The organism is Solibacillus sp. GQ1 (genome assembly GCF_059758555.1).
In genome coordinates this window covers 1,290,843-1,310,426 of record NZ_JCAXEX010000001.1, presented here as the reverse complement: position 1 = coordinate 1,310,426, position 19,584 = coordinate 1,290,843, and the positions used below count along the sequence as shown (strand labels likewise).

24 protein-coding genes and 1 other annotated feature are annotated in these 19,584 nt (G+C 37.4%); of the genes, 11 read left to right on the top strand and 13 right to left on the bottom strand.

Going from position 1 to position 19,584, the window contains the following annotated elements; genetic code table 11:
- Positions 1-77: 77 nt before the first annotated feature.
- Positions 78-635, bottom strand: a complete 558-nt coding sequence (locus AC6CH1_RS06495) for a DNA-3-methyladenine glycosylase I (RefSeq protein WP_251688096.1) — start codon at positions 633-635, stop codon at positions 78-80.
- Between the two features lie 95 nt (positions 636-730).
- Between AC6CH1_RS06495 and AC6CH1_RS06490 the strand changes: the two genes are divergently transcribed.
- The 6 genes from AC6CH1_RS06490 (at position 731) to AC6CH1_RS06465 (ending at position 4,704) form a co-directional block, all read left to right on the top strand.
- Complete coding sequence (locus tag AC6CH1_RS06490; RefSeq protein WP_251688098.1) at positions 731-1,297, top strand: TetR/AcrR family transcriptional regulator; 567 nt, start codon at positions 731-733, stop codon at positions 1,295-1,297.
- Positions 1,298-1,302: 5 nt separating this feature from the next.
- On the top strand, positions 1,303-1,641 hold the full coding sequence (locus AC6CH1_RS06485; RefSeq protein ID WP_251688100.1) for a DMT family transporter: 339 nt from the start codon (positions 1,303-1,305) through the stop codon (positions 1,639-1,641).
- Positions 1,641-1,955 carry a DMT family transporter gene (locus tag AC6CH1_RS06480; RefSeq protein ID WP_251688102.1) on the top strand — a complete coding sequence of 105 codons (315 nt, stop codon included), beginning with the start codon at positions 1,641-1,643 and terminating at the stop codon, positions 1,953-1,955. The genes AC6CH1_RS06485 and AC6CH1_RS06480 overlap by 1 nt, the downstream gene beginning before the upstream one ends.
- An 83-nt stretch (positions 1,956-2,038) precedes the next feature.
- Complete coding sequence (locus AC6CH1_RS06475; protein WP_251688103.1) at positions 2,039-3,010, top strand: TDT family transporter; 972 nt, start codon at positions 2,039-2,041, stop codon at positions 3,008-3,010.
- A 64-nt stretch (positions 3,011-3,074) separates the two neighbouring features.
- On the top strand, positions 3,075-3,647 hold the full coding sequence (locus tag AC6CH1_RS06470) for a YdcF family protein (RefSeq protein ID WP_251688104.1): 573 nt from the start codon (positions 3,075-3,077) through the stop codon (positions 3,645-3,647).
- A 61-nt stretch (positions 3,648-3,708) separates the two neighbouring features.
- Positions 3,709-4,704: an LLM class flavin-dependent oxidoreductase gene (locus AC6CH1_RS06465; RefSeq protein ID WP_251688105.1), complete on the top strand. Its 996-nt coding sequence runs from the start codon at positions 3,709-3,711 to the stop codon at positions 4,702-4,704.
- 190 nt (positions 4,705-4,894) lie between these two features.
- On the opposite strand, the gene AC6CH1_RS06460 is transcribed toward AC6CH1_RS06465, so the two are convergent.
- The 7 genes from AC6CH1_RS06460 to AC6CH1_RS06430 form a co-directional block, all read right to left on the bottom strand.
- The gene (locus AC6CH1_RS06460; protein ID WP_251688106.1) at positions 4,895-6,484 is read right to left on the bottom strand and encodes a 2-isopropylmalate synthase; all 1,590 of its coding nucleotides are present in this window, start codon (positions 6,482-6,484) and stop codon (positions 4,895-4,897) included.
- Positions 6,485-6,562: 78 nt separating this feature from the next.
- Positions 6,563-6,796: a binding site (T-box leader), on the bottom strand.
- 131 nt (positions 6,797-6,927) lie between these two features.
- Positions 6,928-7,908: a GMP reductase gene (gene guaC / locus AC6CH1_RS06455; RefSeq protein ID WP_353056568.1), complete on the bottom strand. Its 981-nt coding sequence runs from the start codon at positions 7,906-7,908 to the stop codon at positions 6,928-6,930.
- Positions 7,909-8,271: 363 nt separating this feature from the next.
- A complete protein-coding gene (locus AC6CH1_RS06450; protein WP_251688110.1) occupies positions 8,272-9,132 on the bottom strand; it encodes a cysteine ABC transporter substrate-binding protein in 861 nt (286 codons plus the stop codon).
- Positions 9,133-9,143: 11 nt separating this feature from the next.
- A complete protein-coding gene (locus AC6CH1_RS06445) occupies positions 9,144-9,887 on the bottom strand; it encodes an amino acid ABC transporter ATP-binding protein (RefSeq protein WP_285848760.1) in 744 nt (247 codons plus the stop codon).
- Positions 9,888-9,902: 15 nt separating this feature from the next.
- A complete protein-coding gene (locus AC6CH1_RS06440; protein ID WP_251688112.1) occupies positions 9,903-10,580 on the bottom strand; it encodes an amino acid ABC transporter permease in 678 nt (225 codons plus the stop codon).
- Positions 10,561-11,220 (bottom strand): amino acid ABC transporter permease, encoded by a 660-nt coding sequence (locus AC6CH1_RS06435; protein WP_498316686.1) that lies wholly within the window; start codon positions 11,218-11,220, stop codon positions 10,561-10,563. The genes AC6CH1_RS06440 and AC6CH1_RS06435 overlap by 20 nt, the downstream gene beginning before the upstream one ends.
- Positions 11,221-11,245: 25 nt before the next feature.
- A complete protein-coding gene (locus AC6CH1_RS06430) occupies positions 11,246-12,472 on the bottom strand; it encodes a threonine synthase (protein ID WP_340801128.1) in 1,227 nt (408 codons plus the stop codon).
- A 419-nt stretch (positions 12,473-12,891) separates the two neighbouring features.
- Between AC6CH1_RS06430 and AC6CH1_RS06425 the strand changes: the two genes are divergently transcribed.
- Positions 12,892-13,692: a class I SAM-dependent methyltransferase gene (locus tag AC6CH1_RS06425; protein ID WP_498316685.1), complete on the top strand. Its 801-nt coding sequence runs from the start codon at positions 12,892-12,894 to the stop codon at positions 13,690-13,692.
- Positions 13,693-13,845: 153 nt separating this feature from the next.
- Here the strand turns inward: AC6CH1_RS06425 and AC6CH1_RS06420 are convergent, their stop codons facing one another.
- Together AC6CH1_RS06420 and AC6CH1_RS06415 are read right to left on the bottom strand one after the other, a co-directional pair.
- Complete coding sequence (locus AC6CH1_RS06420; RefSeq protein WP_498316684.1) at positions 13,846-14,784, bottom strand: anti sigma factor C-terminal domain-containing protein; 939 nt, start codon at positions 14,782-14,784, stop codon at positions 13,846-13,848.
- Positions 14,777-15,283 (bottom strand): RNA polymerase sigma factor, encoded by a 507-nt coding sequence (locus tag AC6CH1_RS06415; protein WP_427710069.1) that lies wholly within the window; start codon positions 15,281-15,283, stop codon positions 14,777-14,779. Before AC6CH1_RS06415 ends, AC6CH1_RS06420 begins: the two co-directional genes overlap by 8 nt.
- A gap of 267 nt (positions 15,284-15,550) precedes the next feature.
- Here AC6CH1_RS06415 and sspO point away from each other — a divergent pair, with 267 nt between their 5' ends.
- On the top strand, positions 15,551-15,700 hold the full coding sequence (gene sspO / locus AC6CH1_RS06410) for a small acid-soluble spore protein SspO (RefSeq protein ID WP_251688123.1): 150 nt from the start codon (positions 15,551-15,553) through the stop codon (positions 15,698-15,700).
- Between the two features lie 634 nt (positions 15,701-16,334).
- Here sspO and AC6CH1_RS06405 read toward each other — a convergent pair.
- On the bottom strand, positions 16,335-16,760 hold the full coding sequence (locus tag AC6CH1_RS06405; protein ID WP_498316681.1) for a cytidine deaminase: 426 nt from the start codon (positions 16,758-16,760) through the stop codon (positions 16,335-16,337).
- Between the two features lie 275 nt (positions 16,761-17,035).
- Between AC6CH1_RS06405 and AC6CH1_RS06400 the strand changes: the two genes are divergently transcribed.
- A complete protein-coding gene (locus AC6CH1_RS06400) occupies positions 17,036-17,527 on the top strand; it encodes a GNAT family N-acetyltransferase (protein WP_498316679.1) in 492 nt (163 codons plus the stop codon).
- Between the two features lie 53 nt (positions 17,528-17,580).
- Positions 17,581-17,790, top strand: a complete 210-nt coding sequence (locus AC6CH1_RS06395; RefSeq protein WP_498316678.1) for a hypothetical protein — start codon at positions 17,581-17,583, stop codon at positions 17,788-17,790.
- Positions 17,791-17,876: 86 nt separating this feature from the next.
- Here the strand turns inward: AC6CH1_RS06395 and AC6CH1_RS06390 are convergent, their stop codons facing one another.
- On the bottom strand, positions 17,877-18,158 hold the full coding sequence (locus tag AC6CH1_RS06390) for a hypothetical protein (protein ID WP_498316676.1): 282 nt from the start codon (positions 18,156-18,158) through the stop codon (positions 17,877-17,879).
- 146 nt (positions 18,159-18,304) lie between these two features.
- On the opposite strand from AC6CH1_RS06390, the gene AC6CH1_RS06385 reads away from it, so the two are divergent.
- Positions 18,305-18,544, top strand: coding sequence for a hypothetical protein (locus AC6CH1_RS06385; protein WP_251688132.1), 240 nt, complete (start codon positions 18,305-18,307; stop codon positions 18,542-18,544).
- Between the two features lie 428 nt (positions 18,545-18,972).
- Here the strand turns inward: AC6CH1_RS06385 and AC6CH1_RS06380 are convergent, their stop codons facing one another.
- A complete protein-coding gene (locus AC6CH1_RS06380; protein ID WP_498316675.1) occupies positions 18,973-19,554 on the bottom strand; it encodes a hypothetical protein in 582 nt (193 codons plus the stop codon).
- Positions 19,555-19,584: the final 30 nt, after the last annotated feature.

The following is a 19,584-nucleotide window of genomic DNA, read 5'->3' as shown; positions in this document are numbered from 1 at the left end:
AATCCTCAAATCGATTATTTCTAAAAACTGGGGTTAGAAACTCCGCATTCGTTTCCTGTTGGAGCCCGCCCCCTCTTTTACCTTTTGAAACAGTGGCAATTCGTTGTATGGTCATTCACCATGCCAACTGCCTGCATATAGGAATAGCATATTGTGCTGCCGACAAATTTGAATCCGTCTTTTTTCAGTTGCTTGCTCATACGATCGCTTGTTTCTGTCGTAATAGGTACTTGTGCGGATGATTCCCATGAATTGATCACCGGCTTGCCGTCGACAAAAGACCAAATATAATTCGAAAAGGAGCCATATTGTCTTTGAATAGCCAAAAAGCTTTCTGCATTCGTGACAACACTTTTGATTTTCAGCCGGTTGCGGATAATGCGTTCGTCATTTCTTAATGCTTCAAGTTTTTCTTCATCATATTGTACAATCTTTTCCGCGTCGAACTGATCAAATGCCGCCAAATACCCTTCTCTTCTTTTTAATATTGTCAGCCAGCTTAAGCCTGCCTGTGCCCCTTCAAGACAAAGCATTTCAAACAACTTCCGGTCGTCATAAACGGGCACGCCCCACTCATCGTCATGATATTTCACATATACAGGTTCATCCAGCTTGACCCAACTGCAACGCTCCATGTCCTCACCTCTTTTTAACCACTGTAATCCAACTCGTTTGCAATCGCAAACAATTTTTGTTACTCTTACCTTACGAACGTCAGGAAGGTGATATTGTGACTAAAGAGAAAATAATACAAGCCGCTCTGCTTAATTTCAGCGAACACGGATACAGTGGCGGATCACTGGCCCAGATCGCAGAAGAAGTAGGAATACGGAAACAATCGATCTATACGTATTTTAAAAGTAAAGATGCGCTCTATTTATCAATTTCGAAACAGGCAATGGAAGCTGAACTGTTATTTGCAAAAGAATTTATCGAAAAGCATCAACAACTTTCTGTCGAAAAAGTATTGCTGCCATTTCTGCAGTCTTTTCCACAACGCTTTGAATCCATTGCGGAAACTAAATTTTTCATGCGTTCGATTTTCTTAATGCCACAGCATTTGGAGCAGCTATTAAGTGAACAAACCTACATCTATTTAGACGAATTAGAAAGGCTGTTCACGGATTATTTAAAAGAACAAAAATTGTCCGTTTCTGCAAATAAAGCAGCAATTGGTTTTTTGGCATTGCTTGATAGCCTTTATGTCGAAATGCTATATGGTGGCAGTGAACGTTGTGAAAAGCGTTTGCAGGCTGGATGGACAATATTTTACAGAGGAATAAGAGCTGAGGTGTAGACATCATGACAAAATACTGGATACTCGTCCTATTGGCAGGCATCATTGAAATTGTTTGGGCAATGGGACTGAAATACGCAAATACAGTGTGGCTATGGGTCGGCGTTGCCGCATTGATCGTTGTATCATTTTATATTTTAATCATCGCAACAGAGAAACTGCCGGTCGCTACCGTTTACGCGGTATTTACGGGAATTGGTACGGCCGGTACAGTCATAGCGGAAACGGTCATTTTCAACGAGCCCTTTAGCTTAACGAAAATAGGATTTATCGGATTATTATTAATCGGTGTTATTGGGTTGAAACTCATTTCAAATGAACCGGAAGAAACGAGGGATGCATAATGGCTTGGGTTTATTTAATTTTTGCCGGACTTTTTGAAGTCGGTGGTGTCATCGGAATGAACAAAGTTGCCCAGAAAAAGTCACTCGGCTCCTATTCATTTCTAATCGGTTCCTTTATTTTCAGTTTCTCACTCCTTTCAATGGCAATGAAGGAATTGCCTATGGGAGTTGCTTATGCTGTATGGACAGGAATTGGTACAGTCGGCGGCACCCTTGTAGGGATGTTTATCTATAACGAATCCAAAGACTGGAAGAGAATTCTATTTATTTCGTTTATTATTATTGCGGTTGTCGGATTAAAAATTACGCAGTAGAATGGATTTAGTAGAAACAATGTGTACATTTCATGTATATTTTCATAGTTTGTGCACATTGTTGTTATATTTTGGAGGCCATCGTGAGAAATTTATTTCAAGTCGTCCCAATTCCAATCAGCGGGCTAATGCTCGGACTGGTTTCATTGGGAAATTTATTTTTAAGTATGGACAAAGCCGCTTTCGGTCATGTCTGTTTTTTTATAGGAATCTTTTTATTTCTATTAATCATTGGAAAACTGATTTTTGCGTTTTCCAGTATCCTTGCAGAAATGCAAAATCCGATTATTGCGTCAGTATCCCCCACTTTTACGATGGGGACTTTATCGATAAGTAGTGGTTTGCACTATTACGGTATAAGCGAATTCGTTATACATATGATCTGGATTCTTGCTGCAACGACTCAAATTTTTATTATCTTTTATTTTATTCGAACATTTATTTGGAAAAAACGGATTACGATTTCGGATATTTATCCAAGCTGGCTTATTATGTTTGTCGGAACAGCGGTTCTGCCTTTAACAGCGAGTGATCTTTCAGGCCTATTCACAAAAGCGATTGTTATTTTTGCGATATGCGCTTTTATTGTGTTAGTACCGATTCTTATTTTCCGTGTATTTATTAGAAAAGATTTGCCGGAGCCTACGATTCCGATGCTTACGATTTTAACTGCACCCGCTTCGATCAGTTTAGCTGCTTATTTCCAGCAGTTTGAAAGTCATTTCGGTATTGTTTTGACATTATTCATTGTCGCGCAAATATTGTATCTTTTAGTACTCTCGAAATTACCGAGTGCATTACAGCTGCCTTTTTATCCAAGCTATGCTGCCTTTACATTCCCATTAGTTATTTCTGCGACTGCCACTTATGGTGTCATTCATTATTTCGAGCAAAATGGGATGTCGACAAGCTGGCTGGAAACGTATTTTTATTTTCAATTAACATTCTCTGCAATAATTGTATTTTACGTCTTTATCCGCTATATCAACTACTTATCCGTACAAGTACGACAACAGCGCAGAGTCATCCGAGAAGAAAAAGAAGCCATTTCATAATTGTTCCGCAATAGCGAAACATTCCCCCTTTATGCATCGTATACTACATAAAGGGGGGATTTTTTTGAAAAGAATTATTTTCGCACTATTATTTATTCTAATTATACTCGTGTTAATTTTCTACTGGCTTGACTATGAAATGAAAGCAGCGTTAAAAAATGAGGCAGACGGTTCAAATGAATATGTTGTCATTTTAGGCGCAAAAGTAAAACCAGGTGGCATCCCTTCCCTGTCATTAAAAAACCGTTTAGATGCGGCAGTGGATTATCTGCAAAAATATCCCACTTTAAAAGCGATTGTTACAGGTGGCCAGGGTGCTGATGAAGATCGTACAGAAGCGTCGGTTATGGCAGACTATTTAATCGAACACGGGATTGCTGAAGATAGGGTCTTATTGGAAGATCAGTCTACATCGACTTATGAAAATTTGTTGTTCGCAAAAAAACTGTTGCCCGAAAATACAACGAGCATCACGATTATTTCAAATGATTTCCACTTGAAACGTGCAACAATTCTTGCCCGAAAACTCGGTCTAAAGGCAGATGTGGTCGCAGCCCCTACTCCAAAAGTCATCAACACAAAATCACGTATTCGCGAACGTCTTGCAATCATTAAGGCCTATACGAGAGGCCAATAATTTTACATTTGCCGTTCAATTCGTTATCGTAAACTGTAACGAACAGTTGAGGTGAATTTCAATGAAACTTAGTATATTAGATCAAGTACCTATTTCCAAAGGCATGACATCAACCGATGCACTAGCTAATGCAGTGAAGCTTGCCCAACTTGGTGATGAGCACGGTTATGAACGAATCTGGTTTGCAGAACATCACAATACAACAACACTGGCAAGCTCTGCGCCTGAAGTAACAGCTGCTTATATAGCTGCGAAAACAGAGCGTATCCGTGTCGGAACGGGCGGCATTATGATGATGCACTACTCCCCGTATAAAGTGGCAGAAGTTTTCAAAACATTGGCTGCATTGGCACCGGGACGCATTGATTTTGGCGCAGGCCGCGCTCCTGGCGGGGATATGCCCGCAATGACCGCGCTTGCAAGTGGACGCAGACCTGATCTGACGGAACAATATGATAAACTCGAAGTCATTTTACAATTAATGAATGAACAGCGTACAGGTGAAGCGGTTTATGATAATGTTGTAGCCGCTCCTTTCAAAATACAGCTTCCGCAAAGCTGGCTGCTTGGATCAAGCGGACAAAGTGCGAAAAAAGCGGGTGAAGCGGGTGTGGGCTATTCCTTTGCCCAGTTCTTCAATGGACAAATGTCTAAAGGGATATTCGATGCATACCGTAACAGTTTCCAGCCTTCGTACTTCATGGAACAGCCGCAAATTATTACTACCTATGCAATCAGTGTAGCTGAAACGGCTGAAGAAGCGGAATACTTATCAATGCCGATGCAGATCAGTCGTCTTAACTTAATGCGCGGAAAGATTATAAACGTGCTTTCTCCTGAAGAAGCGAATGACATCCCGCTTACTGAGATGGATAAAATGCTTCTGGAGCAAAACCGTCCGCTTATGCTGATCGGCTCTGCTGAGGAAGTAGCGAATCAGATTAGAGAAGAACAGGAATACTATGGCTTTGACGAAGCGATGATAAACTGTAATTTATATACGATTGATCAGCGCCTGAACAGCTATCGTCTATTAATGGAACAGTTTAATAAATAATAATAGTTTAATAAGGTAGTGCCGTTTGAAATTTCAAGTGGCACTACCTTTTTCTTTTACATATAGTCCGTTGGTAATGCAGTCTAAGAATAATAATGACAAAGCTGCTAAAAAAGCAGTCCAAACTTTACTTATCGTAAAATTTGAACTGGCTCTCATTTTTAAATCTTATTCACTTCTACCTGTTTAGTTACACTGTAGCTGTCGTCGTAACGGGTTGCGGGGCGATTTTTGATACGATGACGCTGTTTACCGCATTAATATAAGCCATTGCAGAAGCTTTTAAAATATCAGTATCTGCTGCTTTTGCGATATAGTTTTCCCCGCCGTATTCGATAATGATTTTAACTTTCCCTAATGCTTCTTGGCCGCGTGATACGGAGCTGATATTGTACTCAACAAGCTTTACCTTGATTCCAGTAACATCCGCAATCGCTGAGTAAAGGGCGTCAATCGGACCGGAGCCGACCGCACTTGATTTGAAAATATCTTCTCCGCGGCGGATTTTTACGCTGGCAGACGGGAAAGCAGCGTTTGAAATAATCTGTAAGTCTTCAATATCATAAAATTGGTCAGAGTATGATTCTTTATTCGGATTGTTCTTTTCTGTTTTTTCATAGTAGTTTTCAACAATGACATATAAATCATGATTGTAAACTTCTTTTTTCGAATCAGCCAGCTTTAGGAAGCTTTCAAAAATGCCTTCAAACTCTTCTTCCGCAAAATCATCAAATCCCAGTTTAGACAGTGCATTTTTTACTGCATGACGACCAGAGCGTGCTGTTAAGACAAGTTCCATATCATCAAGGCCTACATCTTCCGGATGAACGATTTCATAAGCATCACGTGATTTCAGTAAGCCATCCTGGTGAATACCTGATGAATGGGCGAAAGCATTGTCACCTGTAATCGCTTTGTTTACTTGGACATCCAGTCCCATAAAGCTCGACACTAAGCGAGATGTATTCATTATTTCCTTTGTATTAATATCTGTGAACACATCGTAAACGTCCCCGCGTGTTTTAATTGCCATAACCACTTCTTCTAATGCCGCGTTTCCGGCACGTTCGCCAATACCGTTCATCGTCACTTCTACTTTATCTGCACCGTTTTTGATCGCCGCTAACGTATTGGCAGTCGCCATCCCTAAATCGTTGTGGCAGTGAACTGAAAGCAGTACGGAATCATCCAGGTTTTTCATTCGATCGTTCAGCTTGGCAATCATCTCGCCCCACTGTTCCGGCTCGGCATACCCGACTGTATCCGGTACGTTAATCATCGTTGCTCCGGCTTTCATGACCGCTTCAATCGTTTTCCAAAGGTATTCAAAATCAGAGCGGGATGCATCTTCCGTTGAATATTGTACTTGCGGCAGTAACGTTTTCGCGTATTTCACTGCGTCTACCCCGATTTGCAGAATCTGGTCCTTCGATTTACTGAACTTCTTCTCCACATGAATATCGGATGTCCCTAGAACCATATGAATCATCGGATTATTTGCATATTTGACTGCATTGTAAACAGAATCAATGTCATCTTTTACAGCACGGGCAAGTGCCGTAATCATCATATTCGAATTATGGCCGACCTTTTGCGCCACAGCTTTTACTGCATCAAAATCACCTTGTGAAGACGCTGGGAATCCGGCTTCAATAATATCAACACCGAGCTTTTTTAACTGCTGGGCAATTTCCACTTTTTCATATAAATTCAGTTTAGCCCCTGGCACTTGCTCACCATCACGTAATGTTGTATCAAAAACCCAAATTTTTCTGCTCATTTTCATTTCCCCTTTTCTTCTCAAATTGATTTTTAAACAGTAAATAAAAATAAAAAAACTCGCCTCTATGAAAAATTCCATAGAGACGAGGTTAAACTCGCGGTACCACTCTAAATTGAATGTCCATTGCTGAAACATTCCACTTATCGACAAATAGTTTGCCAGTCTTTTAACGGAGACTTCCGACTTCCCTACTCTAATTTCAGGTCGTAGCTCATGGACGAGTTCAACAGTTGTATCTGCCAGTTTGCACCACCCACTGGCTCTCTTAAAGTATACAAGCTATTTACTACTTCCAATCATTGCCTAGATATTACCTTGAAATGAAGTTTACCGGCAATGAAATAAAATGTCAACACTTATTATCAGAAAATTTAAATTTCAATTCAGCATAATGAAGTTGAAATCCGCCAGGGCTAACTTCTTTTGCGCAATAAAATAAGTTAAATTTTATCGCCGTTGAAAATTGAATTTTTTACTATTGCATAATCAACGTTACGAATCGCAGATAATGTTTTACCACCTGCATATGAAATTGATGACTGCAGATCTTGTTCCATTTCAGTTAACGTATCGAAAATCGATCCTTTTGAGTCAACATACATTTTCTTGCCTTCAACGTTTTTACGCTCGCCTTTTTGGAATTCCGATGCAGAACCGAAGTATTCTTTCACTTGTTTGCCGTCAATTTCCACGGTTTGACCCGGTGATTCTTCATGACCTGCAAAAAGTGAACCGATCATTACCATTGATGCACCGAAACGTACTGATTTGGCAATGTCGCCATGTGTACGAATACCGCCGTCCGCGATAATCGGTTTTGAAGCAGCTTTTGCACACCAGCGAAGTGCTGCCAACTGCCAGCCCCCTGTACCAAAGCCAGTTTTAATTTTCGTAATACACACTTTACCTGGACCAATACCAACTTTTGTCGCATCCGCACCTGCATTTTCAAGGTCACGTACTGCTTCAGGAGTACCGACATTTCCAGCAATAACAAAACTGTTCGGTAAATGCTTTTTAATATGACCGATCATTTCGATGACTTGGTTTGAATGACCGTGTGCGATATCAATCGTAATATAGTCCGGTACAAGCTGAGCATCTTTCAGCTCTTCGATGAACGTATACTCTTCATCTTTTACACCAACAGAAATTGATGCGATGTAGCCTTTACTGTGCATATCACGGATAAACTGCGCACGCTTTTCAGGTTGGAAACGGTGCATAATATAGAAATAGCCTTGTGCAGCTAATTTTTCTGCTAATTGCTCATCAATAATTGTTTGCATGTTTGCCGGAACTACCGGAAGTTTAAATGTATGATTACCCAAAGTTACTGTTGCATCACATTCTGTACGACTTTTCACTATGCACTTTGCAGGGATTAATTGAATATCTTCATAATCAAAAACTGTATCTATCATTTCACTACACTCCTAAATACGAACATTTTTCGTGTTTTTATAATAATCATTCGACATCTGTTACTTTACAAAACATTGAAAGCGTTGTCAACCTAAAAACGAATTATTTTATTAGATTAAAGTTAATCGTTCGGATTTTCAGCTATTTTCTTGAGATTATTCCTTTGTAAATAGCTACATACAGTTAATTTAACATAATATTATTTATCTCCAGAGGAAGAGAAACATTTTGTGAATTAAAAGAAGTACTTTATTTAAACCCAAATTAAGAAGCTACTTCCTGTAAAATACAGACAGTAGCTTCTTCGATTTACCTAGTTTTGTAATTTCTTTAGGCTTTATTAGAATAGGAAATGTTACTTATTCTGTCTTACCTTCAACTACTACTTCATCCGCACTAATTGAATCACCGAATGCTGGCTTCAATGTTTCTTCATATGCTTGGGTAAAGAATTGTTCAGAGCCTAATGTTTCAAGCTCACTATTTAACCAATCTAATAGATCTTTGTTGCCCTTTTTAACTGCTGGTGCAATGTAATCTTGTTCACCTAATGTTGGCAGTGCTACTACGAATCCGTGATTATTATTTGCCCAGCTGAATAATAGTGCATTATCTTGTGCCAATGCATCGCCACGACCATCTTTTAACGCTTCAAAAGCCTCTGTAATTTGGTCATACTTAACTAACTCCACATCAGGGTGATTCTTCATGAAGTATGTTTCTGCAGTGGTACCTTTTGGGACAATTAGTTTTTTACCTTCTAATTGTTCTGCCGAGGTAATCTGCGACCCTTCCGGTGACACAACACCTACTGCTACTTTCATATATGGATTGGCAAAATCAACCTGCTCTTTACGTTCTGGTGTTACTGTAAAGTTTGCTAAAACAATATCTACTTTATCTGATTTTAATAAGTCAACACGTGCTTGCGGCTCTGTAATGATATACTCAATTTTTGACTCATCACCTAATAAATCTTTCGCAACACGTTTTGCTAGTAAAATGTCATAGCCTTGGTTGTCACCATTTGAATCAACGTAACCAAAAGGCGGTTTATCACTAAATACTGCTACACGTAATGTGCCACGCTCTTTTATTTTATCAATTGCTGAATCTGTTTCTGATATTGCATTACCTGATACTGCCTCATTATCACCACTACATGCAGCTAATACTAAAGTTAATATCCCCGCAAAAAAGAATAAATAAATCTTTTTCAATTTTTCTCCTCCTAAAATTGTAATATATTCAAAAATTGCTTGGCGCGCTCCGTTTTAGGATTTGAGAAAAAATCCTTCGCAGATGCTCGTTCATGTATCTTTCCTTTATCCATAAATATCACTTCATCCGCTACTAGATTTGCAAAATTCATTTCATGTGTCACAATAAGCATTGTCATACCCTGCTTGGCCAGCTGCGCGATAACATCCAATACTTCCCGTACCATCTCTGGATCAAGAGAAGCGGTTACTTCATCAAACAGCATAATTTCCGGGTTAATACAAAGTGCACGGACAATTGCAATTCGCTGTTTTTGCCCACCAGATAATTGGCGCGGATAATCATTTGCACGATCCGCCAGTCCAACTCGTTCAAGCAGCTCATTTGCTTGCGCCTCAACTTCATGTCGCGAACGTTTTTGCACTTTCGTAGGAGACAATAAAATATTTTCCATCACCGTTAAATTCGGAAACAAGTCATAGCTTTGGAAAACCATTCCGATTTTTTGGCGTACTTCGCGCCATCTGGAAGTTTCTTTAATAAGATTTTGGTTTTCAAAGATAATTTCACCACTCTGCACTTCCTCCAGCCCGTTTAAACAGCGTAGAAATGTGCTTTTCCCGCAACCAGACGGCCCTAAAATTGCAATAACCTTCCCTTGCTCAACATGCAAGTCGATGCCATTTAAGACGACTTTGTCATCAAATTTTTTGACAAGGCCATTAATTTGTAAAATCGGCATTTGTTCTGCCATATTATGTCCAACTCCTTACATCGCCCATTTCTGTTCCAGTTTTCGTGAAATACGTGATAATGGAAAACAGATGCAAAAATATAACAAAAATATCACTCCGTATATCCAAAACGAAATTGTCGGATATTCAGTGTTATTCACTTGAATAATTTGTTGCCCTACTTTAATCACCTCGACTACACCGATCATCGTTAGCAATGCTGTAGTTTTAATCATACGTGTAATAAGGTTGATTATCTGCGGAATCGAACGTTTTGCAGCTTGAGGCACCAGTACATAACGGTACATTTGAATTTTCCCAAGACCCAATGCTCTACTTGACTCCACCTGGTGTTTAGGCAATGAAATAATTGCACCGCGCACAATATCACTCATTTCTGCTGCCCCCCATAAACTAAAAACGATGAGTGCAACTGTTTCTGCACTTAATTCCACATCGAAGTTTACCGGTACAATATAATAAATGACAAAAAGCCAGACTAGAATTGGAATGATACGAAATAACTCTAAATAAATTTTAAATGGAAACTGAACAAACTTATTATTGGATGTTCGGATAACCCCAATAATCGTCCCCATCACTAGCGAAATAATAACTGCTATAAAAGCAATACGTAACGTATGAACAAGCCCCTCTAATAAGCGAAGAAAATTTATTCCTTCAAAAAGGACATTAAGCCCCGAATTCAGCATTTCGCACTCTCCTTTCCAACCACATCAAGAAGAATGTAAGAGGAAGTAAAATGATTAAATAACCAATGACGAGCATGAAAAGAGCTTCATTCGTTTTGTAGTAGATTCCCATTAAATTTTTTGTCGTATTAGTCAGCTCTAAAATTGCAATTCCACTAAATACAGATGTTTCTTTAATTAAGAAAATACAATTGGCACCCAAACCTGGCACGCTATATGAAATTGCCTGTGGAATAATGACATAACGCATTAACTGCATATTACTCAGCCCTAATGCCTTTGCACTTTCTAATTGAGTTTTCGAAACTGCCTCCATTCCAGATCGGATAACTTCTGCCATATAGCTACCACCTAAAAAAGTTAATCCGATAATTCCGCACATTTCGCCACTGAGCGTGATGCCTATTTTCGGCAAGCCAAAATACAGGAAAAATAACTGGATTAACAGCGGTGTATTACGAGTAATTTCCAAATATACTTGAACTATTTGATGTAACCCTTTAATTTTGAAGTATTGAATGACACTGCAAATAACACCTACAATTACCGCAAAGAAAATCCCGATTGTAGCAAGCTTTACCGTTAGCCAAAGTGCCATTTTGTAATGTGGTAATACTTCACTGAAATATTGCCAATCCATAATTTATCTCCCCGCTAGCTAACGATTAATTATTTACATAAATCTTGTCTCCTGGCTGTAGTGTTTGCACACCTTCAATTTCAACCGTTTCAGGATATTTAACCCCTAATCCAGTATTAAGACAAACTACGTGCTCATCGGCTTGAATCCATCCTTGCTCACGCAATTTTCTCGCAGCCGCAAATGTAGCCGCACCCTCCGGACAAATAAAATTCCCCTCTAATGAAGCTACCTGCTTCTGTGCTTCTAATAATTCTTTCTCTGAAACTGCAATCGCACAGCCTTCCGTCGTATAAATGCTTTCTAGTACCAAGAAATCTCCTAATGCTTTCGGGACATTAATACCAAACGCACACGTCTTAGAATTTTCAAAGAAAACCGATTCTTTTTGGCCTTTCTTCCACGCTTCTACAATCGGTGCACAACCCTCAGCTTGGACAGCCACTAATCGAGGGAATTTCCCTTTTTCGATCCAACCTAATTCCTGTAACTCAACAATTGCTTTGTAAATCCCTATAATCCCTACACCGCCGCCTGTCGGATATAAAATGACGTCCGGTACATTCCAGCCAAACTGCTCAATAATTTCATATCCCATCGTTTTTTTACCTTCGATACGGTAAGGCTCTTTTAGTGTTGAAGCATCGTAAACTCCTTCATTTTGTACTAATTGGCCAACTACCTTCCCTGCATCACTGATTAAACCGTTAATTAAATGCAAATCACCGCCTGCAATATACACTTCTTTTCGTGTAATTTCGGGCGCATCCAGTGGCATAACGATCGTTGCTTTGATGTTCGCTTTCGATGCATAAAGTGCCCATGCTGCACCTGCATTACCATTCGTCGGCATCGCTAATTGTTTAACGCCAAGCTCTGATGCTTTTGATACCCCTACACTAGCTCCTCTCGTTTTAAAAGAGCCGGTTGGAATAATGCCTTCATCTTTAATATATAAATTGTTTAAACCGTACTCTGCGCCCAAAGTATTGAGTTTTTCAAATGGTGTAATACCTTCACCAAGGGAAATGACATTTTCTTCGCTATGTACAGGTAGTAGTTCATGATAGCGCCATAAGCTATTTTTACGATTTGAAATATCATCCCTTGAAACATTTTTCTTAACTTTTTCTAAGTCATAACGAACCAATAATGGTGATCCACAATTACATAAGTGATGAATTTGATCTTCCCTATATTTTTCATCACATTTCGGACATTCTAAATGTGATACGTAACTAAATTTGCTCATGGTTATCCCCCTCTAATGTATGTAAGTTATGTAAATAAGAAAAAGAAAAAAGACCACAATTTCCCCCTTATAGAAAAAGAGATAATTGTAGTCTTTGGTTTTCCAATCAACTAACTTGATTATTGAATTAAAATCATCTTATTACAAACATTCCTTATTAGTCAACTAGGAATTCACAAAATACTAATATTTACCTATTTCTACAATAGCTATTACCAAATTATTTATTAAAACATCTTATTTTCTTATTTCTGTAATTTTACTTTCAAATAATCATTGCTCTCTTACTAGTCCCCATGTATTAATAGACTTATAAAAAGGAGTCGATGAATTGATGTTATAAAACAGGTGGAACGTTCAGAACTAATATTGAGCTGAAAAATAGGCTTAAAAATCAAACATTATTGGAGCTGAAAACATTGGAACATTTATTAAACTGTATGAAAATCATCGGGGACGATACAATCCAACGCACACAATTAACACATCGTATTGAGCTTGTAAAAACCTTTCAAGTTAAGAAAGGTATGAAAGTACTTGAAATCGGATGCGGACAAGGTGACACAACCGTCGTATTGGCAGATGCGGTCGGAGAGACAGGACATGTTGTAGCCATCGATATTGCCTCAACTGAATATGGTGCCCCGATCACGTTAGGCGAAGCAGCAGAAACAATTTCACACTCGCCTTTAGGACAGCGAATCGACTTCCACTTTGAAACGGACTTTTTGCAAATGGCGTTCGACGAGAAATTTGATGTCGTTGTACTATCCCATTGTTCATGGTATTTCGAAAGTATTGAGCTCTTAAAGAATTACATGCAAAAAATCAAGCAAGTAGCAGATCGAATCTGTTTTGCTGAATGGGATATCGATTATACAATGGATGCCCAGCGTGCCCATTTTTGCGCAGCCAATATTACGTTGCTTTATACAGCTTTTACAGAAAATGATGGGAATATCCAAAATCTCTTTCATAAAACGCAAATAAAGGAACTTATGCATAGTGAAGGCTTTTCGATCAATGTTGAACAAACCGTCGACGCCAGCTATTTGCAGGACGGGTCTTGGGAAGTCGACTACAGTAATTACTTGCTAAATGAATTCCCGGAGGTTCCGACTAAAATTCAGTCATTGATTCATAGTTATGCCTATTTAATGAATGAGCAAGCAAAGCCTCCCTTATCGTTAAATAGTTTTGTGCTGTGCGCTGATTTGTAAAATACCGTTCCCATTGGAAACGAAACAAAAATCCAGTTTTCCTTTGTAAGAAAACTGGATTTTTTTACTTTCCGCAAAATTTCCTTTACGGAATAAACCCTTCTTTAGTAAGGATTCTATTACCTTTCCGTTGGAATATCAGGTTCACATCAACTAATAATTTTCAATGACTCCTCCTATTGATGAAGCTTTTATCATCGGCTCTTTTAATATTTCTACAATTTCTTTCTTTGTTCCATAAACAACTGCCCCCAATATTTCTACATCCTCTAACTTGATATCTTTCATCCTGTTAAAAGCTTGTTGGTGATCAGGGGAAATACTCATTTGCAATAATTCCAGAAATTCGTCATACTCTCCTTCTAAATCATGGATTGAAATATAAGGCCTGTTTATTGAAAACCCCAGCGTATCATATTCCCTAATAAATGTTGAAGACCCATCATTTTCTTTTGCCTCTTGTTGAAACTCGTTTAATTGTTCACTACTATAAGTATCTATCCAAAACCATGTCATTTCGGGAAGCTGTACGAAAATTTCTCCTGGTTTGTATGGCCGATCAAAGGAAAGTGCCACTTCATAAATTTTATCGCCTTGCATACGCTCTATCTGTCCTTCATCATCTTTATATTTTTTATAGGTTACATTCGGATGGAAAAACATCATTTCTCGCCAACCATTTTCTTTATAGCCAAAATGCCAATCTTTATCTTTCAACCCTATTTTCCCACCTGAGTATCTAGATGTTAGAACAGATGGCAACAGACCAAATGAATATTGTTTTCGTTCAATCACAACCGATTTGATTTTAAAGTCTTTCGAAATTTCATAGTTGCTTACTCCGCCCAATAAACCTCTGGACTCTACGGTTTCACTTATGTAACCGTTTGGCGTGCTGAGACGGACATAAGCATCCCACTGCTTAAATGCCTTTTCACTATAGTTTGCCAAAATTGCAGAATTAGCTATGTTTAAAACGACGAATACCAAGAAAGAAATAATAATTACCGTAATGATTGTTTTCATTTTCCCTCTTCTTACTGCTTTCTTGATTTTCTTTTCATCAAAAAGATCATCCGGAAAATCATTCATGTAGCTCTCTCCACTTCTTTTGAAATTCTTTTCTTGCTCGAAATAAATAAGTCCTTACCGTTTCTTCCTTCATGCCCAGTAACAAAGCAATCTCTTTATAACTAAGTTCCAGCTCATATTTTAATAGTAAAAGCTGCTTAAAGATTTCTTGAATACCATCCAATACAGCTGTGATTTCATGGTTCATTTCAATCGATAATACACTCAGTTCCGTATCCTGGTCATCAGCAAAATTGTTCCAGAAATATTCATTGTCAATTGATATGGAATGTTCCTTGCCCTGTTTCCTTAACAGTTTTTTTAGTTCATTCATGGAAATCGTAAAAATGTAGGAAAGTGCTTTATCAGAAGGAACACCACTGCTATAAGCAATGAATTTCGTATAGCTTTCTTGAACAATATCCTCTGCATCTTCATGACTACAGCCGTTCTTTTTTAAATAAAAATAAATCATCCTTGCTTGCTTTTTGTATATTTCCAACAAAAGATGCGAATCCATAGGTACTCCTTTCTAAAGCCTTCACTACTAAAGAGTCTCTTTTCATCAAAAAGTTTACAAGAAAATAAAAATTTTTTTCTAATGAGAATTTCATGTATTGATACCTAGCCTACGCCCCTTATAAAAATAAAAAAAGCTGCTCTTCTGTTGAAGAATAGCCTTCCTTAATTGGAGTAGAATTAATGAGTCAAATGACGTTAGCGTGGCTTAACTAAAATGCATACTCATGACACCCTGTGGCAAACTACGATCATGGAGGTGTATAGAGTGAGTTCTAACAATAAAAACAATCGCAGCACTAGTGATGAGCAAGCAATAAGAAAAAATTTATCAAGGGAGCTTGATCACGAACTAGCAAACGAACCGTTGACAGCTGCCGAGAGACTAAATAATAAGAAAACGAAGAAACGACAATAACAGCTTTCCCCCATCTAAAGTTAGGTGGGGGCTATTTGATGTTGCTACGAAAAAAATCGCCATAAGCTTTCTATGACCATCCTCTATAAGTTACAAGTCGCTACCACTTTCCATATCATTTCTTTTCTTTTTATCTCCAAAATATTTCCAAAGATGATATGTAGCCCAAAATAATGTCGGAAAAATAAAAAGTGAAAGTGCTGAAACATACGGCTTTTCAAGGATATAACTAGGAGTAAAATAAATGTACAGGACTAAGATGATTAGGAATGGAACTAAAAGAATCCAGTAACGTTTGTCTTTAAAAGTATTAAAACTCCCCATATGATTCTCCCTTCCATAACATGTGATATTTCTATTAATTCAATCGGTAAGATCAAAAATAAAATCTTTTTTATTTCCTTGCATTTAATATACCGAAATAAAATCAACTCTTCCACAAAATGTCGGATTTAAACAACAAAAAGGTACGAATATTGTTTAATCAACATTCGCACCTGGTTCACCCGCACCACCCCAAGAAGGACTTACTGTAGTAATCCGGTCTTCCGGCTGTAATTTTTCAGGTTTGATTAACATCTCCACTCACCTCTAACAAATTCGATTTTATGTATAGAAATTTAATTCTAAGCGACTATAATTTCTGCCAATGTTCGTCCATTTCTTCGTAATATGTATCTGTCCAATGGTAAGGCTGCAGTTCTGTTAAAGTTTTAAAAATAATTGCTCCTGTATCATTTGAAATCGCACATTGTACTTGAGGTCCCCAGTAAAATAAGCGTTCTTGGCAGATACCACAAGGTGAAAGTACTTTTAATGGTGAATGTTCATTTTCCCTTGCTAAGCAAATGCTGTGTGTAACTTTTTTATTGAATTTGTGCGCTTCTAAAATAGCACCCGTTTCCATACAAAGAGCTGTTGCATCAATGATAATTTCTGGTGCCACACTTGTATAAATCGTCCCATCTTCAACACGAACCGCTGCTGCACCACCCCAACCAATCGGATATCTCACATTCACTAATTCTTTTACTGCATTATAAAGTTCTTTATCTATCATTGATTCCTAGCTCCTTCTATTCTTTTAATCATCCGACTAAATTACTTAACTGCTTTTCGATTTGTATAAATATTGCGGGAATTTTCATTATGAAAATCAATCCCCATATTTGGTCCTCCCGTCAACTCCAAGTTATTCTTTTAGTCTATATTAAATAATAATTTCGACAAAATATACTTTCATATCTTTAGAGTTTTTAAATATAGGGTTGCTAAAACTGAATTATATTGTAAAATTTAGAAAATACATATATTTATAGGCGGTGTAAACAGAAAATGAACTACCCCATTGTGAAACAGTATAGTAATGAATATCAAGCTCAAGTGGTAGATTTAATTCTTCATATTCAGCAGCAGGAATACAACATTCCGATAACTAAAAATGATCAACCCGATTTGTTTAAAATAGAAGAATTTTATCAGACAGGAAACGGTAACTTTTGGGTAGCTATTTATAATGAAAAGGTTGTAGGTACAATAAGTCTTTTGGATATAGGTGATAACCGAGTTGCATTAAGGAAGATGTTTGTTGATAAAAACTATCGCGGAGCCAAATTTAGAACTGCAAGTCTTTTATTAAACAGTGCAATCGAATGGGCAAAAGAACATTTAGTAGAGGTTATCTATCTAGGAACTACACCACAATTTTTAGCCGCTCACCGATTTTACGAAAAGAATGGATTTACAAGGATAAATCCTAACGAATTACCTGAAAGCTTCCCTGTATTACAAGTGGATAAATTATTTTATCAGTATTCCGTTCAATAGATGAGTGAGTTAGAAAAAATATATATGGATTTACAAGAAAGGAGATATTGCCATTGAATAATAATAATCGTAGTATGTTAATGGCCATAGTTGGAAGTATTTTTATTCTAACTATTGGCGGTATAGCACTTAACCAAATTTATAAGAATCATCAAGCAAATGAACTTATTATCGAGAAATGCTTTGAAAACTTCGATCAAGCAGAAGAAGTAGTGGTAAAGAAAGATGGGTTTTGGTCTCCGGTGATTTGTGAGAAAAAATAGCATAAAAAATTAAAGCCTTTTTATGCTATCCAATACTTAGTGTTCCACGGTTTTTTAAAGTACCAATTGCGATACGTTAATTGCTGCTATTTCTTTTTTTTTTCTAGAAATATCGGTGTTATATTTAATAAGATAGAAACAATAGTTAAAAACCATAATGCTTTTTCCATACTTGGAACTACATCTTCAATTGCCGCCCAATCTTTTACTTCTACCCAATTCGTTATTAGAGTGTATTCGGCACAAAGTGTTAATGCTGTAAATGATAGCCCCATTGCCATCGCAAGTTTGTAATCTTTACCGGTTATGTACATAAACAAGTTTATAAAAGTTGCCACTATTGCAATAACACCTATTAATATCCACATCATATTGCCTCCAGACCTTTTTTCTTCCATTGCTAATATAGACATGAATTGTAATAATTTGGTTCCCTAATCCAGATAAAATCCTTTTTATTCCATTTAATTGATGGAATATGTTATAATTTTTAAAAAATACAGGAGATGAAGACTTGAGTCAAAAAACTTCTTATCAAGATGCAGTAGAACTAAACATTTTGAATTGGGATACTACTAATATAGGCGAGAAAATTATTGAAGTTAGAGATTCACAAAAAGTTTATACAAATGACATAGTGGAAATCCAGCAAGTGGTGGATTTTGGTCGAGTCACAGAAAGGTCTCATAAAATACTTATTATTTTTAACTTAAAAAGGGATCTAAAAAATATTGGAGAAAAGATAATTCTTTAAGTTGTTATTATCATTGAATAAATGAGCATCAATTTTTCAAGTATGACTCCTGATTGCTGTTTTTTACTTATTTAAAATTGAGTAAATATAAAAATAATAATGATTAGCGTTATTACAATAATACTGATTAAGGCTTTCAATTTTGTGTTGCGAATTACACTCTCAGTTAATTGAGGTTCTTCTTTGAACATCCCACGTTTTCCCCATAACAAACTTTCCTCTGGGTTGAAATAGGTCCATATTAAAACTCCATATATAATAATGATCGATAAAAATACCCCCACCATTTTCAACACCTCCCTAAATAATCCTGTACCTAATATACGGTTACAATACTTAATAGTTTCAATATATTTACAATACAAACAATTCCCTTTTTTTTACAGAAATTTTGGTTCGTTAACCAAAACAGATAGCTAATTTTTCATCTAATCCTCCCAATAAAACACCGCATCCCAAACTAAATAATCACGTTTTTTACGCCAAATGGTTGGGATGTCGGCATTAAACGGTAACGGTGATTCCAAATCCTCTTTTCGTAAAATCGTAAATTGATATTTCATAAATAGACGCTCTAGTTGATTGGCAAGCTGATGCCGTGTTGAATCAACCGAAAGATCTTTTGGTTCACAAATAACAGACTGACCTCCGTTTGAATACGCGCCTGTTTTCAGGATATACGTGCTTGTTTGGTCCGCATCACCAATCCCAATGACGGGTGCCAATCGGCTAATGAGTACATGGAGCCCCGTTATGTTTTCCGTACGTGTAAAGCGGTCTTCTTCTATTTGCACTCCTGAATTATCATAAACAAACCACTGTATGTACGAAGCATAGCCGCTGCCGAAATGGTCGGGCTCTACTTTATAGCGAATGTTCATTTTTGCTAGCTCAGCAAGAACCGCCTTCAAATAATTTTTGAGTACCTGGTCATCTTGCTCCGAATACGGATATTGCTCGCTAATGATTTCCTGACGAATCATTGCTTTCAACTGTTCGTTTGTAAACACGTTTAAACACCTTCTTTTATTAAGTAAGTC